Source organism: Tunturiibacter gelidiferens (genome assembly GCF_014201335.1).
Lineage (GTDB): Bacteria > Acidobacteriota > Terriglobia > Terriglobales > Acidobacteriaceae > Edaphobacter > Edaphobacter lichenicola_E.
In genome coordinates this window covers 411,389-426,837 of record NZ_JACHEB010000004.1, presented here as the reverse complement: position 1 = coordinate 426,837, position 15,449 = coordinate 411,389, and the positions used below count along the sequence as shown (strand labels likewise).

Below are 15,449 nucleotides of genomic sequence, written 5' to 3'. Positions count from 1 at the left end.
ACCCCGCAAAACAGCATCGCTTTGTCGCACGCCTGAGCAAGGCCGCGAGAATCGCCATCCTGAGCATAACTCGCATAACCCCCTCCCTTCCCTGCGATCTTCGGCATGTACCCTTTCAGGAACTCACCCATTTGTGGCCAAAGCTTCCAGCACCGTAGCTCCTGCCTGCGATACACTTCCCGCCCCCAGCGTCAGAATCAGGTCGCCCTCCTTCGCCGTCCGCACCAGCGCCGCTACCCCATCCGCCACAGACGCCGCATACTCCACCCGCTCCCCACCCTTATCCCGAATCGCCTTTACCAGCGCCTGCGCGTCGATACCTTCAATCGGCTGCTCGCTCGCCGCATAGATATCCAACACCTCCACCGAATCCGCATCCTTGAAAGCACCCGCAAACTCCGTCATTAAATCTCGAGTCCGAGTAAACCGATGCGGCTGAAACAAAACATGCACCTTCGAGTACCCACAATCCCGAGCCGCCCGCAGCGTAGCCAGAATCTCTGTCGGGTGATGCCCATAATCGTCCACCACCGTCACGCCGCGCACCTCACCCTTGATCTGAAATCTTCGATCCACCCCACGAAACGTCTCTAACCCCGCCGCAATCTGGTCCGGCGCCACACCCAGCTGCACTCCTACCGCCACCGCCGCCGTCGCGTTCAGCACATTATGCCGGCCCGGAACATGCAGCCGAAACTTCCCCAGCACCAGCCCCTTGTAGTTCACCGCAAAACACGAGTGACAGTCCTCATCCTTCGGCAGCACCTCAACCCGAAAATCCGCATCGACACTCTCGCCATACGTATAAATCTTCCGCCTGACCCTCGGCAGCACAGTCCTCAGCAGCGAATTGTCTGTACAAGCCGTAGTAGCCCCATAAAACGGCAGCCGATCCATAAACTCGACAAACGCCCCCTCAACATCCTCCATATCGCGATAGCAATCCATATGCTCACGATCCAGATTCGTCACCACAGCCAGCACAGGCGACAACTTCAAAAAACTCCGGTCGCTCTCATCCGCCTCCGCCACCAGGTACTGCGAGTTTCCCAGCCTCGCATTCGACCCCAACGCATTCACCCTTCCCCCCACCACCACCGTAGGATCGAGCCCCCCGCCCGCCAACACAGCCGCCACCATGCTCGTCGTCGTAGTCTTCCCATGCATCCCAGCCACTGCAATCCCATACTTAAGTCGCATCAACTCCGCCAGCATCTCTGCCCGCTGAATCACCGGAATCTTCCGCTCCCTCGCCTCCACCACCTCGGGATTGTCCTTCGCCACCGCCGAGCTAGTCACCACCACATCACTAGCGGCCGCATTCGAAGCCACATGGCCCTCAAAGATCCGCGCCCCCATCCCCAGCAGCCGATCCGTCACCGAACTCCGCCGCAAGTCGCTCCCCGAGACCGAATACCCCATCGTCAGCAGAATCTCCGCGATCCCGCTCATCCCAATCCCGCCGATCCCGATAAAGTGAATCCGCTGCGATGGCGCAAACAAAAAATGTCCAGGCACAAACATTCTGACCAATCTCCACTTTCAAGAAGCCTTGAATAAGCTAATCCTCCACTCTATCAGCGGAACACTATCCTTCACTCCGAGCAACGGGGGGACCGAACCAGCCACCTTACAACAAGGTACACACGCCACGAAGTGGCCGCCCCACGCGCAGTGGGCCCGTCCGGCAGGACGCCTCAAAACGAACTAAGTGATATATAAAATTCATGCCTGCCAACCGAACGCGCCTCATCACCCTCTGCGCCGCCACACTACTCAACCTCCCCGCGCCAGCTCAGCAAAACCAAACCCTCCTGGCCACTCCCACCACCGTCGCCTGGGGCTTCTACTCCGCCAAAGCCACACCCACCCTCACCATCCACTCCGGCGACACCGTCACCATCCAAACCCTCTCCACCTGCGGCTCCCCCGAGCGTCTCAAAGCCCTCGGCGTCGCCGCCTCCGACATTCCCTCCGACGTCGACGACATCTACACCAAGGTCCCCACCTCCGAAAGAGGTCCCGGCGGCCACATCCTCACTGGCCCCGTCGCCATCACCGAAGCCGAACCCGGCGACGTCCTCGAAGTCCGCATCCAGAAAATCAACATCGACGTCCCCTGGGCCTGCAACGGCTTCGGCGCCGGCCGTGGCTTCCTCCCCAACGACTTCCCCTACAGCCGCACCCGCATCATCCCTCTCGATCGCGAAAAGATGATCGGCCACTTCGCCCCCGGCATCGACATCCCTCTCCACCCCTTCTTCGGCAGCATGGGCATCGCCCCACCCGAGTCCGCCGGCAAATACAACTCCGCCCCACCCTGGATGCACGCCGGAAACATCGACAACAAGGAGATGGTCGCAGGCACCACCCTCTACATCCCTATTAACTCCAAAGGCGCCAACTTCGAAGTAGGCGACGGTCACGCCGGCCAGGGCAACGGCGAAGTCGACATAACCGCGCTCGAAACCCAGCTAACCGGCACCTTCCAGTTCATCGTCCATAAAGATCAGCATCTCCTATGGCCACGAGGCGAAACTCCCACCGCCTACATCGCCATGGGCTTCGACGAGGACCTCAAAACCGCCACCGAGATGGCCGTCCGCAACATGATCACCTTCCTCTCCGAGCAAATCCCGGACCACCCACATCTCACCCGCGACGACGCCTACGCCCTCATCTCCACCGCCTGCGACGTCGACATCACCCAGTTGGTCGACACCAAAAGTGGCGTCCACGTCCTCTGCCCCAAAAAACTCTTCGTCGCCACCCCAAACTCCCACTAACAAACGAAAAATCCCACCAAACTGGTACAACCATCCGGAACCAGTCAGCAAATCCCCACATCAACATTTAGCAACAAAAGCAATATATTCGTGTCTAATCAACTGAGCACTTGACCCGGGCTTCTTCAGCCGGGCTGGAACTCACCCTTGCTCTCCGCGAAGTCCGCGCTCGACCTCAACACCGGACAAACGAAGGCTGAGCAGGAAGGTAACGCCATGACGTTTGCCCGCCTCTTCAGAAACTCGCTCGGTGTCGCAACCTTAGCCGGATTCGCTCTGGCCATGCCGCTCCTCGCCCAGATCCAGCCCTACAACCAAAACGATCAATACGGCTCCCCCGCGGATCAACAGGCCCAGCAGCAGGACCCCCAATTCGGTGGCCCGCCCAACGGCGCTCAGCAGGACAACACCTACCCCCAGCAGTACGGAGCCCCTCAGCCCGGCGCCCCCCAGGGCATCGAGCAGGCCCCTCCAGCCATCCCCGACTATCAGCAGCCCCCAGCCCCGGGCGACGGCTACATCTGGACCCCCGGCTATTGGGCCTGGACTGCTGACGGCTACCAATGGATTCAGGGCGCCTGGGTCGCAGCTCCCTACACCGGAGCCCTCTGGACCCCCGGCTATTGGGGCTTCAACGATGGCTACTTCTGGAATGCCGGATATTGGGGCCCCTACGTTGGCTACTACGGTGGCATCAACTACGGCTTCGGCTACTTCGGCATCGGCTTCTACGGCGGATATTGGGGCGGCGGCCGCTTCTACTACAACCGCGCCTACTGCAACATCGGCGGCGGCTGGCACGGCGGCAACTTCTACAACCGCTCCTATAATGGATACTCAGGCCATCCCGGCGGAGCCAGCTTCACCCACGTCAACTCCGTTGCCTACCATGGTGGAACCTCAAACGCTTACCGCGGCTCCAGCATCAACGGCCGTTCCTTCGCATCGAACGCTGGCCACACCAACTCAGGCTTCGGCAACAACAACGTAGCCCACAACTCCTATAGCGGAGGAGCCGCCTACAGCGGAGCAGCCCGCAACTACGCTGGCGGCAACACCTACAGCGGAGCAGCCCGCAGCTACACAGGCAACAGCGCATACAGTGGAGCCTCCCGCAGCTACGCCCAACCCGCACAGAGCCACGGCAGCACCTACGCCGGCGGCGGTTACAGCGGAGGTGGCGGCAGCTATCACGGCAGCACCGGCGGTGGAGCCTCTTACGGAGGCGGCGGCGGTGGCTACCACGGCGGTGGAGGCGGTGGTGGTGGCGGCTCACACGCCGGCGGTGGTGGCGGCGGTCATCGCTAGTACCAAAATCATCAAAGGGCTGAGGACAAACTCCTCAGCCCTCTTTTATTCCGCGTCCGTTTTCTCCTGACGTTATCGCGATCCTCATTCGCAGGCTCGACACCGCCCGCTGTTCTCATCTAAAACCTGTCAAGCCCCACACCACGAAATCAGCGCCAGTACTGCACATTCGCGTGGAGTATTAGTTATGCGCCAACCGCCATACTTGAAATAGGACATTAAGAAAGCCCCGGAACTGCACCGGGGCTTTCTGCTTTTAAAATCCATAACCTGTTTAGAAAGACGATCTTGCATTCTGTGAAATCGCAAGTCATTGAAAATGGATAATTTAGCCATACCAACCCCGATGGGTACCCCATAAAAGAAGAGAAAGGAGAAATGATGAGCCGCCACGAGCCGGAGCAAACACAAGAGCAATCCATCACCGCGAAATTCCGACCACCATCTCCCCAATCTCCTCAACAGCATTAGGATGCGCCAATCCCCGCGCTCGCTCTCCCATCTCCTTCAACCAATCCGCATCCAGCAACATCCCACGCAACGCCGACAACAGCCGATCCTCGGTCAAATCCGCCTCAACAATCAGCTCCGCCGCCTCAGCCGCCACAAAGACATCTGCATTCTTCCTCTGGTGGTCATCCGCCGCCTGCGGAAACGGCACCAGCAAGGACGCCTTCCCCGCCGCCGCCAGCTCTGCCATCGTGCTCGCCCCGCTCCTGCATAACATTAGATCGGCCTGCGCAAACTCCCCCACCATATCGTCCAGATAAGGCTGCACTCGCAACCGCGCCTCCGCCGTCAGGCCAGCCTGCTCATACAGTTCCTTGGTCGAGACCTCATGCCGCCCGCCGGTCTGGTGCACAATCTCCAACCCTGGAATCGCCTGCAGCAGCCTCGCAGCAATCTTCGGCAACACCTCGTTCAGCACCCTTGCACCCTGGCTCCCACCAAACACCAGCAGCCGCCGCGCCGTCCCTGTTGTCTTCGCACCAACCTCGAAGAACTCTCGCCGCACCGGAATTCCCGTCACCTTCGCTTCGCGAAAGAACGATCGGGTCCCATCAAAGTTCACCGCAGCAGCAGTCACCCACTTGCCCACCAGCCGATTCGCCAGCCCCGGCACCGCATTCGGCTCAAACGCCAGCGTAGGAACCCGCAACAGGATCGCCGCCATCATCGCCGGCCCCGAAGCATACCCACCCACCCCGACCACCACATCCGGCTTGAAGCTCCGCACCAGCCCCACACACCGCATCACGCCAAGCGGCAGATCCGCCACCGTCCGCAGCTTCGTCACCACACTCACATTCTTCAGCTGCCCCACGCGAATCAACTCCAGCGGAAACCCCGCCTCCGGCACCAGCCGCGTCTCAAGCCCCCGCGCCGTACCAACAAACCGCACCTCAGCGCCATGCGCATCGCGCAACTCCCGCGCAATCGCCAGCGCCGGAATCACATGCCCGCCCGTACCACCACCAGCAATCAAAACTCGCACAAGAGCCACCTCTCACTCCGACCAACGGGAGGGCCGATACCGGTCATCACAAGCACGAACGGTACACACGTCACGAAGTGACCGCCCCGCGCGCAGCGGGCCCCTCCGGCAGGGCAGCACTGCCACTCAATCAATCTCGCGCGTAATGTTCAACAGCACACCCATGCTGGCCAACGTAATAAAAATCGAAGTTCCTCCCGAAGAGATAAACGGCAGAGGAATCCCCTTCGTCGGCAACAGCGCCAGCACCACGCTCATGTTGAAGAAAGCCTGGATCAGGATCGCTGTCGTCAGCCCAAAAGCCAGAAACCGCGCAAACGGATCGGTCGAAAGAAACGCCGCCCGCAGGCCGCGATACCCCAGCGCCACAAACAACCCCACAATCAGCAACGCTCCAATCAGCCCCAGCTCTTCGCAGATGTTCGCAAAGATAAAATCCGTCTGAACCTCTGGCAGGTAGAACAGCTTCTGCCGTCCTTCCATCAACCCAAGCCCGCGAATCCCGCCCGTTCCCACCGCGATCAGCGACTGAAGAATGTGAAACCCCGTCCCGCGAGGATCGGCCTCGGGATTCACAAACGCCAGCATTCGCGCCCGTCGAAACGCAACATGAAACAGCATGAAGTAAAGAACAGGAGCTGCCAATGCAGCACCAACCGCAAAGTACCTGGTCTTCGCCCCGGCCAGATACAGCATCAACGCCGTCACCGCCATGCACACCAGGCCGGTCCCAAGATCAGGCTCTTTTAAAATCAAGGCCGTAAACAACAGGGGCACGGCAACTGCACGCAGAATCGTCCCCTTCCAGTCATCCATCTGGTGGATTCGAGTCTGCAAAAAGTAAGCCAGAAACAACACCAGCACAGGTTTCGCCAACTCCGAAGCCTGCAAAGTCGTACCCGCGACACGGATCCACCGGTGCGCTCCATTCATACCGGGCATAACAAACACGCACGCCAGCAGGAGCATCGTTACCGTAACTGCTGGAAACACAACTCGAGGATTGTTATAGCGGCGGTAGTCCACGCGCATCAACCAGACCATTACCAACAGGCCAAGCACCGCCCACTTAGCCTGATTTGCAACATAAGGATACGGAGAACCCAAACTCGACTGCGCCATCACCGCCGACGCAGAGAACACCATCACCAGCCCAAATAGCACCAGCAGCAGCACCACTCCGAAGAGCCACTTATCCACCCCAACTCTCTTCGCCATGCATCACTTCCACTTCTTCGCTAAATTAGTTCGTCTACCAACTGCCGAAACACGCGGCCCCGATGCTCATAGTTCTCAAACTGGTCGAAGCTCGAGCAGGCGGGCGACAGCAGCACCACGTCACCAACCGCAGCTGCCTTGGCCGCCTCAGTCACCGCAGTCTGCATCGTTCCCGCTGCCACCATCTTCACGACTCCGTGAAGCTGACGCTCAATCTTTTCTGCAGCCGAACCAATCGTATAAACAGCCTTCACCCGTTCCTTCAACAGTTCCGCCATAGTCCCGTAGTCCGAGTCCTTGTCCTTCCCCCCAAGAATCAAGTGAATTCCCTTGCTGAACGAAGCCACCGCCTTCATCGTTGCGTCCACATTGGTCGCCTTCGAGTCGTTGTAGAATTCAACTCCATTCAACTTCCTCACCAGCTCCAACCGATGCTCAACAGCCCTAAACGTCGCTACCGAAGCTCGAATACTCTCAGCCGAAACCTTCGCCAGCCGAGCTGCACAAACCGCTGCAAGCACATTCTCGATGTTGTGCGCACCCTTGAGATGCACCTCCGAAACCGGCATGATCGGCTCGGTCACACCACCTTCCTTCTCCACCCAAACAATCACGCCATCACGCACAAACGCGCCGCGTCGAACCGCCTTCGTCCCGCTGAACCAGAACACCTCACTCTTTGCCCGCGCCGCACTCATCTGCGTTACGCGATCGTCCCCGTTCAACACTAGCGCATCACCAGGTCCTTGCCTCTCGAAGATCCGCTCCTTCGCCGCCACATACTTCTCGAAGCTCCCATGTCGATCCAGATGGTCTGGCGTAATGTTCAAAATCACCGCAATCCATGGATGAAACTCCTCAATGGTCTCCAGTTGAAAGCTCGACACTTCCAGCACATTCACCGTCTCAGGCGTGCTCTTCGCCACCAGATCGATCACCGGCAACCCAATGTTCCCCCCTACCTGCGTCGGCACGCCAGCATCACTCAGGATCTTCCCCACCAACGTCGTGGTCGTGGTCTTCCCATTTGACCCAGTAATCGCCACCACCTCTCCTAACAGGTAGCGACTCGCCAACTCCAACTCACCAATCACGGTCAGTCCAAACGCCACCACCTGCTTCACCTCCGGCGTATCCAACGGCACACCTGGAGAAACCACAATTAGATCCTGCCTCCGAAACGTCAGAAGCCCGTGCCCCCCGGACTCGACCATAATCCCCGCTTCCAACAACGCAGGAATCTCCTTCGCCAAAGCCACCGCACTCCGCGAATCGCTCACGGTCACCCGAGCCCCTTGCGCGCGCAGAAACATCGCCGCCGACAGGCCGGATTTTCCAAGTCCCACAACCAACACTCGCTTGTTCTTCAAATCCATCATGCCTTCAACACTCTCATCGCAGCTTCAAAGTAGTCAACGCGAACAATGCAAACACCAGCGCCAGAATCCAGAACCGCGTAATCACCTTCGATTCGGACCAGCCCATCAATTCAAAATGATGGTGCAGTGGCGCCATCTTAAAGATGCGTTTGCCATTCCTTAACTTATAGCTGCCCACCTGAAGCATCACGCTCAACGCCTCAAGAATAAACACACCTCCAATGAACGGAAGCAAAAGCTCCTGCTTGATCACAACCGCCACCGTCCCAATCGCCCCGCCCAGCGCGAGACTTCCGACATCTCCCATAAAAATCTCCGCGGGGTGAGCGTTGTACCAAAGAAACCCAATACTCGCCCCGACCATAGACCCGCAGAACACCGTCAATTCGCTCACCATCGGCATCCGCTGCAGTTCCAGATAATCCGAAAACACAACGTGTCCGCTCACATACGTCAGAACCGTCAGCGCTCCGGCCGCAATGATCGTACAACCGATCGCAAGCCCATCGAGCCCATCAGTCAGATTCACCGCATTGCTTGCCCCCGCAATCACGATCATCACAAAGACAACGAACGGTATAAAGACCAACCAGTGCATATGCGGGATATGGCCCATCCACTCCCAAACCAGATCCGGCCGGAACCGCTTCGCAAACGGCACCATCAGCCGAGTCGAGTATCCTCCACGAATCTCCATCACAACCAACGCCGCCGCCACCGCAGCGCTAACGATAAATTGGAGGCCAAGCTTAGCCTTCGCAGTCAGTCCCTGATTCTCCCGGTGCACTACTTTTATATAGTCATCCGTAAATCCGATCGCACCAAACGCAAGCGTAGACAACATCACCAGCCAAACATAGGGATTCGAAAGATCGGACCACATCAACGTTGGCACCAGGATCGAGATACAGATCAGCACCCCGCCCATCGTCGGCGTCCCGCTCTTCTTCTGGTGCGACTGCGGTCCCTCTTCGCGAATGTACTGTCCGATCTGAAACTCGCGCAGTTTGTCGATCACATACGGGCCGATCAAGAGGCCGATCAGCAGCGCCGTAAGACTCGCAAACACTGTGCGAAACGTCAGATATCGAAAGATGCGAAACAGCCGAAAGTAGGGAAACAGCTTCTGATACAGCAACCAATAGAGCAAAACGTCTCCGCCTTTTACCCGCAGCTTTACGCCCGTTTCTGTTGCGAGTCACGGCTATATTAACAGCACCATGCCACACGGCCTGTGGTTATCTCACCCGCGAACCAATCCGAATGCCCACAAAATCGCGAAATTCGCGCTAGAGCCCGTTCTCCAGAGCAAAACACAGCGCATCAGCAGCCATTGCAAGCTCGTACGCCAGCTGAGCATCGTGATCGGAATCCTCCGCCTGTCGCAGCAACTCCACAGTCACCGGAAAAAGATCCGTTCCTTTGCCGCGCTCAGCGTGCTCAATCTGCTCCAACCTGCGATCTGCCTCCGCAATAAACTTCTCCAGCCACTCCGGTGCCGGCGACGCAACCTTCTGCTTGTGCTTCTGTCTGGCCGCATACAGGCCGGCCAGTGACAAGTGCTCCGCCGCACGCAAAACCCCGATCGCCCGCAGCACAAACCTGTTTCCTTCTTCACCATCCGTGGCCTTACGGTAGAGCTTGACTCCCCTCTCGAGAAGATCCCGCAGATCCTCCCCAGTTCCCTTCTCCATCAGAGAAATCACCACCGAAGCTCTCTGCATATGGTGAAACGCAGTCATTAGCCCATAGTCGGTGGCATAAACCGCCCCCACTCCCGTAGCTCTCTCTGCCGCCTGCTTCGCAGCTTTCTTAGCGCTTTTCTTCGGGGCACTCTTCTTCGCAGCGTGTTTAACCGCCTTCTTCGCGTGCTTTTTTATCGCAGTCTTGGCTTCGCGCTTAACCAGTGCTCCCTTAGTCGACATAGTCCGCTCCATACGATCTCGTTTCGCCATCGTTACTCAGCTGCCTCTTGAACACGACGCATTATTTTGGAGTCCCAAGTACCATCAAGGCCTTCTCTAGCCGCACTCCCCGGGAGGCCTTCAACAACACTACGTCGCCTGGACTCAAATTCGCAACCAACCATTCACCCGCTTCTTCAGGACTGGTTACAAATAGTCCCTTCGCGCCCGCTGCTTGCGCGGCATCCACCAAATCCTGCGCCAGACCACGTACTCCGAGGACAAAATCCACTCCCCGTTCTATCATCCGCGCACCACAGGCCGCATGCAGCGATGCACCGTCCAAACCAAGCTCCAACATCTCTCCCGCAACAACAATATGTTTCTCCGCCGGAATTGCCACGGTCGCATCAACCATCGCATTCAACGCGGTTGGGTTGGAGTTGTAGCAATCATTGATGAGCGTCGCCCCCCGCCACTCCAGAACCTCACCACGCTTGTCCCCGGCCCGCAGCTCACCCACTGCCGCGGCACAATCGCTAAGCTCCATTCCACTCTGCAATCCGACCGCAATCGCAGCCAGAGCATTTGGAACGTTGTGACGCCCTAACATCTTCAACTGCACACTCGCACGCTGACCCTTGGCCTCGACCGTAAACACCACGCCCTCCGCGCCCACCTCTGCGACGTTCACCGCTCTGACATTCGAGCCTTCCCCAAACCCGTAGAACACCGCGCGCTCTCCCAATCCTCTACCGAACGCCGCCACATAGGTATCGTCGTAGTTCAAGACCGCAATGCCATCCTGAGGTAGCGCTTCAATCAACTCATACTTCGCCCGCGCAATTCCAGCAATCCCATCTGGAAAAAACTCTAGATGTACGGGCCCCACATTCGAAACGACCGCCCAATCCGGCTCTGCAATCTCCGCCAGCGCAGCAATCTCCCCGGCATGGTTCATCCCCATCTCGATGACCGCGACCTGATGCTCTCGCTCCAGCTTCAGAAGTTGTAACGGAAGGCCGAACGCGTTGTTCAGATTGCCAGCCGACTTCAATACCTTGAACTTCGCACTCAGGACCTGTGCGACGGCTTCCTTGGTAGTCGTCTTCCCTGCCGAACCCGTTACGCCAATCACCCTTCCGCCCCACTCCCTCCGCACGGCGTGGGCCAGTTGTTGCAGCGCACGCAGCACGCAGTCTTCGCCGTCCGATACCCGCAGCAGACGCCTCTCATCCACCTCCGCCGGCACCACCCACATATTGCTCACCACCGCTGCGACAGCCCCGTTTGCGAGCGCAGCCTGTACGTAATCGTGCCCATCCAGACGCTCGCCGCGGACCGCGAAAAACAACTCGCCACCGCCAATCGTTCGCGAGTCGATCCCGTACCCCACTGCCTCCGCCGATGTGTCGAACTCACCATCCGCATGAATCCAGTCAGCAACCTGCCCTAATGTAAGCTTCACCCGATCTCCTTCAAAACTCCGGCAGCTACAGCAACATCATCGAACGGCACCGTCCCGTCCCGCAAAATCTGTACCTTCTCATGACCCTTCCCCGCCAGCAGGACAATATCTCCAACCCGCGCTGCACGAACCGCAATCTCGATCGCCGCCCTCCGGTCCTCCTCCACAATGCACGTGGCGGCCGTCTCCCTCACCCCCGCCAGAGCCTCGTCGATGATCGCCATCGGATCTTCGCTTCGAGGATTGTCACTCGTCAGCACCACCAGATCGCTTCCCTGCCCAGCCGCCTTGCCCATCCGCGGACGCTTCGTCTTGTCACGATCCCCGCCGCAACCAAACAGCGTAATCACCTTGCCACCGCTCTCCTTCACTAACTCCCGCGCCAGCGAAATCAAGTTCCGAAAGGCGTCATCTGTGTGAGCATAGTCCACCACCACCGTCAGATTGTTTGACGAAGGCACTACTTCAAACCGTCCCGGGACCTGGGCTCCCGAAGCCGCTCCCGCGACAATCTCTTCTAACGTCAACCCTCGTGCCAACGCCGCACAGGACGCCGCCAGCAGGTTGTAGACATTGACTCTTCCCGTCAGGGAAGACCGTATCGGCGCATCCCCCTTCGGAGTTTTGAAGATAAATCGCGTCTCGCCCGCGAGCAGCCTGATCTCCTCCGCCCTGTAGTCTCCGCCCGATGACTCAAGTCCATACGTCATCAATTGAGACGCCTGAGACCCCACGATGAGACGCTTTCCGTAAGGATCATCACCATTGATCACCGCCACTCGCGGCGTCGGCGCACCAACACCTTCAAACAGCCTGGCCTTTGCCGCGAAATAACTCTCCATTGTCCCGTGATAATCCAAATGGTCCTGGGTCAGATTGGTGAACATCGCCACATCCACCGGCAGCCCCCAGACTCTCTCCTGCTCCAGCGCATGGGACGACATCTCCATCACGGCCTCCGTCGCTCCAACCCTCACGCCGTTCTCAAAAATCTCCAGCACATCCCGAGACTCCGGCGTGGTGTGCGGAGAAACACGCACTTCATCTCCAACATGCGTCTCAATCGTCCCGATCAACACACAAGTCCGTCCGACACTTCGCAGCATGGCCTCAAGCAGGAATGCAGTCGTGGTCTTTCCGTTCGTCCCGGTCACTCCACTCAGCGCAAGATTGCGTTCAGGATGCCCCATCACCTCTGAGCTGACCTCCGCAAGCGCTCTTCGTCCTCGCTCGACGAGCGCCGCACCAACCTGGGCATGTTCTCGGCGAAGCTTCTCATAGGCCTCGCGAGAATCCGTCACCACCGCCGACGCCCCCGCTCCGATAGCCGCCTCTATGTAGCGATTCCCATCCGTCGCCTCTCCCCTCATCGCGACAAACACATCCCCACGCCGCACCTGCCGAGAGTCATACTGAACCCCCGAAAGCTTGGCGGAAACACAAAAACGGTCCTCAGCACTCATCCCCTTGCAAAGGGTCTCCCAGTTCATAAAGGGATGCTAGCCGAGAATTCGAATATTTCGCAGCACAAAGCCATCATCGGCTGAACCGCACCACGATCTCCGTTCCCGCCCCGACCATCGTTCCAGCCGCTGGCACCTGTTCCCGTGCCAACCCGCTTCCCACCGCTTGCACGCGCAGACCCACCGCACCCGCTTTCTCCACAACACCCCGCAACCCCAATCCATCAAACAAAGGCACAGGAACGCGCAGGCTCGCGTCCACCACAACGGCATCCTTCTCCTTTGTTTCAACGGTCGAAGCAGGCCTCTGAGGCGTTAATCGTGCGGTCTCTGCCCCTCCCGCTCCCCCCTCGGTCCGAAACGCCGCAAGCACCTTCGCTGGAAGAAGATTCAGAATCCCCGGCGAATCTCCAGGCGCTTTCGCCGTGTGCACAACCGGCTTCACGTTAGCCGTAACATCCACAGGCGCCGCATTCGCAGGCGCGCGCAACGGATCATCTGCCGGCAAACTATTCACATCGTCAAACATCGCGCTCAGGTCCGTCGTGCTATCGGCAGGAGAGTCATCAACAGCGTCCTTCTGCGCGATCTGCAACTCCTTCTTCGTCTTCAGAGGCTGATCGTGCGGCACACCCAGGTACTCCAATACCTGCTGCGCCACATCAGCAAACACCGGCGCACTCGCCGCTCCGCCATAGTGCGCAGCCTCCCCACCAGCCGTCGGCGTGTCGATGACCACCGCGATCGAAATCGCCGGATTGCTCACTGGAGCAAATCCCGCAAAGCTTGCCACAAGCTTCGTATGTGAATACGTATGAGTCGCCACATCGATCTTCTGCGCAGTCCCTGTCTTGCCTGCAGAGCTGTACCCATTCAACGCCGCCAGCTTGCCCGTGCCCTCAGTCACAATCCCCTGCATCATCATGCGCATCTTGGCCGACGTCATCTCCGAGATCACCCGATGCGCCCCATCCGGCAGCGTCGTCGGCAACTGATTCGATGGCCGAAACGCCGCTGGCTTCAATCTTGCATCACCCTTCATCTCATCGGTCGACTGCAGCAGCACATGCGGCGGCATGTAAACCCCGCCGTTCGCCAGCGCACTCACCATCGTCACCAGTTGAACCGGCGTCACGCCAACCTCCTGCCCGATCGCCATCGACAAAATACTCGTCGATCCCCATTTCTTCGGCGCTCGCAGCAGACCGCGCGTCTCGCTCGGCAGTTCAATCCCCGACCGGTCGCCAAAACCAAATCCACGCATGTAGCTATAAAACTTATTCGGCCCCAGCTTCAGCGCCATCTTCGCCGCGCCCACGTCGCTCGAATGCTCCAGCGCATACTGCACCGTCACCACGCCAAAGTGGTCGCTATGGTCGTCATGCAGCGTGCGGCCATACATCGTCATCGCCCCGTTCTGACAGTCCACAAGATCCGTCGGCTGCACCCCCGCGCCATCCAGCGCCGCCGAATACGTCACAAGCTTGAACGTTGACCCCGGCTCATACACATCACTCACCGCCAGGTTCTGCAGCACACTCGAATCCATATGCTTCTGATCATTCGGATTGAATCGCGGCGAAATCGCCAGTGCCAGAATCTGTCCCGTATGCGGATCCTGCACCACCACAGTCCCATGCAGCGCTCGTGTCTTCAACATCTGCGCATCCAGCGCACGCTCCGCCATGTACTGAATATTCGCGTCAATCGACAACACCAGATTCTCACCCGGCATCGGCTGGCTCTCTTCACTCCCCAACACATGCCGCTTCGCATCGAGCGCAGTCAACATATGGCCAGGCTCGCCGTGCATATCTTCATCAAACTGCCGTTCCAACCCACCCAGCCCTATATCATCCGTGCCGACATACCCCAACACCTGCGCGGCCAAATCATTGTTCGGATAAAACCTCTTAAACTCCTTTTGAAAATAAACACCCTTCAAATTCAACTCGCGCAGACGATCCGCGATACTCGGATCGACCTTCCTCGCCACCCATGCAAAGTTTCTCGAAGCGTTGAACCGCGCCAACATCTGCTGTTGCGACGTAAAGTTGTCAGTCGGGTCAGCATGCACAATCTCAGCCAGTATCTCCGCCACGCTCGCACGATTATCTCCAAGCTCCGACGGCACCGCATACACGCTATCCACCTGCACCGTCACCGCAAGCTCCCGCAGATTGCGGTCATACAACATCCCCCGCCGCGGAGCCACCTCGAAAGTCCTCTGCTGCTGCATCGCCGCGCGATGCACAAAATCCGAGTGCCTTACCACCTGCAGCCATCCCAGCCGCACCGCAATCAACGTCGTCCAGGCACAAAAAAACAGCGCCACATAGGCGAAACGGATCCTCCGTATCGGAGCGGTCAACGTCTGCCGTGGCGCCTTGTTCATCTCATCCCTGCTTCAAAGTTAGTTTACTTCCGA

11 protein-coding genes are annotated in these 15,449 nt (G+C 58.5%); 2 read left to right on the top strand and 9 right to left on the bottom strand.

The genetic code is table 11. The features are described 5' to 3' along the window. Positions 1-123 precede the first annotated feature (123 nt). Complete coding sequence (gene murC, locus HDF14_RS10660) at positions 124-1,524, bottom strand: UDP-N-acetylmuramate--L-alanine ligase (RefSeq protein WP_183976276.1); 1,401 nt, start codon at positions 1,522-1,524, stop codon at positions 124-126. A gap of 203 nt (positions 1,525-1,727) precedes the next feature. Between murC and HDF14_RS10655 the strand changes: the two genes are divergently transcribed. Then, entirely contained in the window at positions 1,728-2,786 is a 1,059-nt protein-coding gene (locus HDF14_RS10655; RefSeq protein ID WP_183976274.1) for an acetamidase/formamidase family protein, read from the top strand. A 147-nt stretch (positions 2,787-2,933) separates the two neighbouring features. Then, a complete protein-coding gene (locus HDF14_RS27190; RefSeq protein ID WP_313899541.1) occupies positions 2,934-4,094 on the top strand; it encodes a YXWGXW repeat-containing protein in 1,161 nt (386 codons plus the stop codon). 421 nt (positions 4,095-4,515) lie between these two features. Here HDF14_RS27190 and murG read toward each other — a convergent pair whose 3' ends face one another. The 8 genes from murG to HDF14_RS10605 form a co-directional block, all read right to left on the bottom strand. After that, a complete protein-coding gene (murG, locus tag HDF14_RS10640) occupies positions 4,516-5,598 on the bottom strand; it encodes an undecaprenyldiphospho-muramoylpentapeptide beta-N-acetylglucosaminyltransferase (RefSeq protein ID WP_313899540.1) in 1,083 nt (360 codons plus the stop codon). A 117-nt stretch (positions 5,599-5,715) separates the two neighbouring features. Next, on the bottom strand, positions 5,716-6,807 hold the full coding sequence (gene ftsW, locus HDF14_RS10635; RefSeq protein ID WP_183976272.1) for a putative lipid II flippase FtsW: 1,092 nt from the start codon (positions 6,805-6,807) through the stop codon (positions 5,716-5,718). Positions 6,808-6,827: 20 nt separating this feature from the next. Beyond that, positions 6,828-8,183, bottom strand: a complete 1,356-nt coding sequence (murD, locus tag HDF14_RS10630) for a UDP-N-acetylmuramoyl-L-alanine--D-glutamate ligase (protein ID WP_183976596.1) — start codon at positions 8,181-8,183, stop codon at positions 6,828-6,830. Positions 8,184-8,199: 16 nt separating this feature from the next. Beyond that, positions 8,200-9,336, bottom strand: coding sequence for a phospho-N-acetylmuramoyl-pentapeptide-transferase (gene mraY, locus HDF14_RS10625; RefSeq protein ID WP_183976270.1), 1,137 nt, complete (start codon positions 9,334-9,336; stop codon positions 8,200-8,202). A 139-nt stretch (positions 9,337-9,475) separates the two neighbouring features. Next, entirely contained in the window at positions 9,476-10,111 is a 636-nt protein-coding gene (locus HDF14_RS10620) for a hypothetical protein (RefSeq protein ID WP_183976268.1), read from the bottom strand. Between the two features lie 61 nt (positions 10,112-10,172). After that, entirely contained in the window at positions 10,173-11,558 is a 1,386-nt protein-coding gene (locus HDF14_RS10615) for a UDP-N-acetylmuramoyl-tripeptide--D-alanyl-D-alanine ligase (protein WP_183976265.1), read from the bottom strand. After that, positions 11,555-13,021 (bottom strand): UDP-N-acetylmuramoyl-L-alanyl-D-glutamate--2,6-diaminopimelate ligase, encoded by a 1,467-nt coding sequence (locus HDF14_RS10610; protein ID WP_260698171.1) that lies wholly within the window; start codon positions 13,019-13,021, stop codon positions 11,555-11,557. The genes HDF14_RS10615 and HDF14_RS10610 overlap by 4 nt, the downstream gene beginning before the upstream one ends. Positions 13,022-13,094: 73 nt before the next feature. Next, positions 13,095-15,416 (bottom strand): penicillin-binding transpeptidase domain-containing protein, encoded by a 2,322-nt coding sequence (locus tag HDF14_RS10605; RefSeq protein WP_183976261.1) that lies wholly within the window; start codon positions 15,414-15,416, stop codon positions 13,095-13,097. Positions 15,417-15,449 lie beyond the last annotated feature (33 nt).

Coding starts and splice junctions, on each gene's coding strand:
- HDF14_RS10620 (WP_183976268.1), bottom strand. CDS start 10,111: ATGTCGACTAAGGGAGCACTGGTTAAGCGCGAAGCCAAGACTGCGATA.
- murD (WP_183976596.1), bottom strand. CDS start 8,183: ATGGATTTGAAGAACAAGCGAGTGTTGGTTGTGGGACTTGGAAAATCC.
- murC (WP_183976276.1), bottom strand. CDS start 1,524: ATGTTTGTGCCTGGACATTTTTTGTTTGCGCCATCGCAGCGGATTCAC.
- HDF14_RS10605 (WP_183976261.1), bottom strand. CDS start 15,416: ATGAACAAGGCGCCACGGCAGACGTTGACCGCTCCGATACGGAGGATC.
- HDF14_RS10655 (WP_183976274.1), top strand. CDS start 1,728: ATGCCTGCCAACCGAACGCGCCTCATCACCCTCTGCGCCGCCACACTA.
- ftsW (WP_183976272.1), bottom strand. CDS start 6,807: ATGGCGAAGAGAGTTGGGGTGGATAAGTGGCTCTTCGGAGTGGTGCTG.
- HDF14_RS10610 (WP_260698171.1), bottom strand. CDS start 13,021: ATGAGTGCTGAGGACCGTTTTTGTGTTTCCGCCAAGCTTTCGGGGGTT.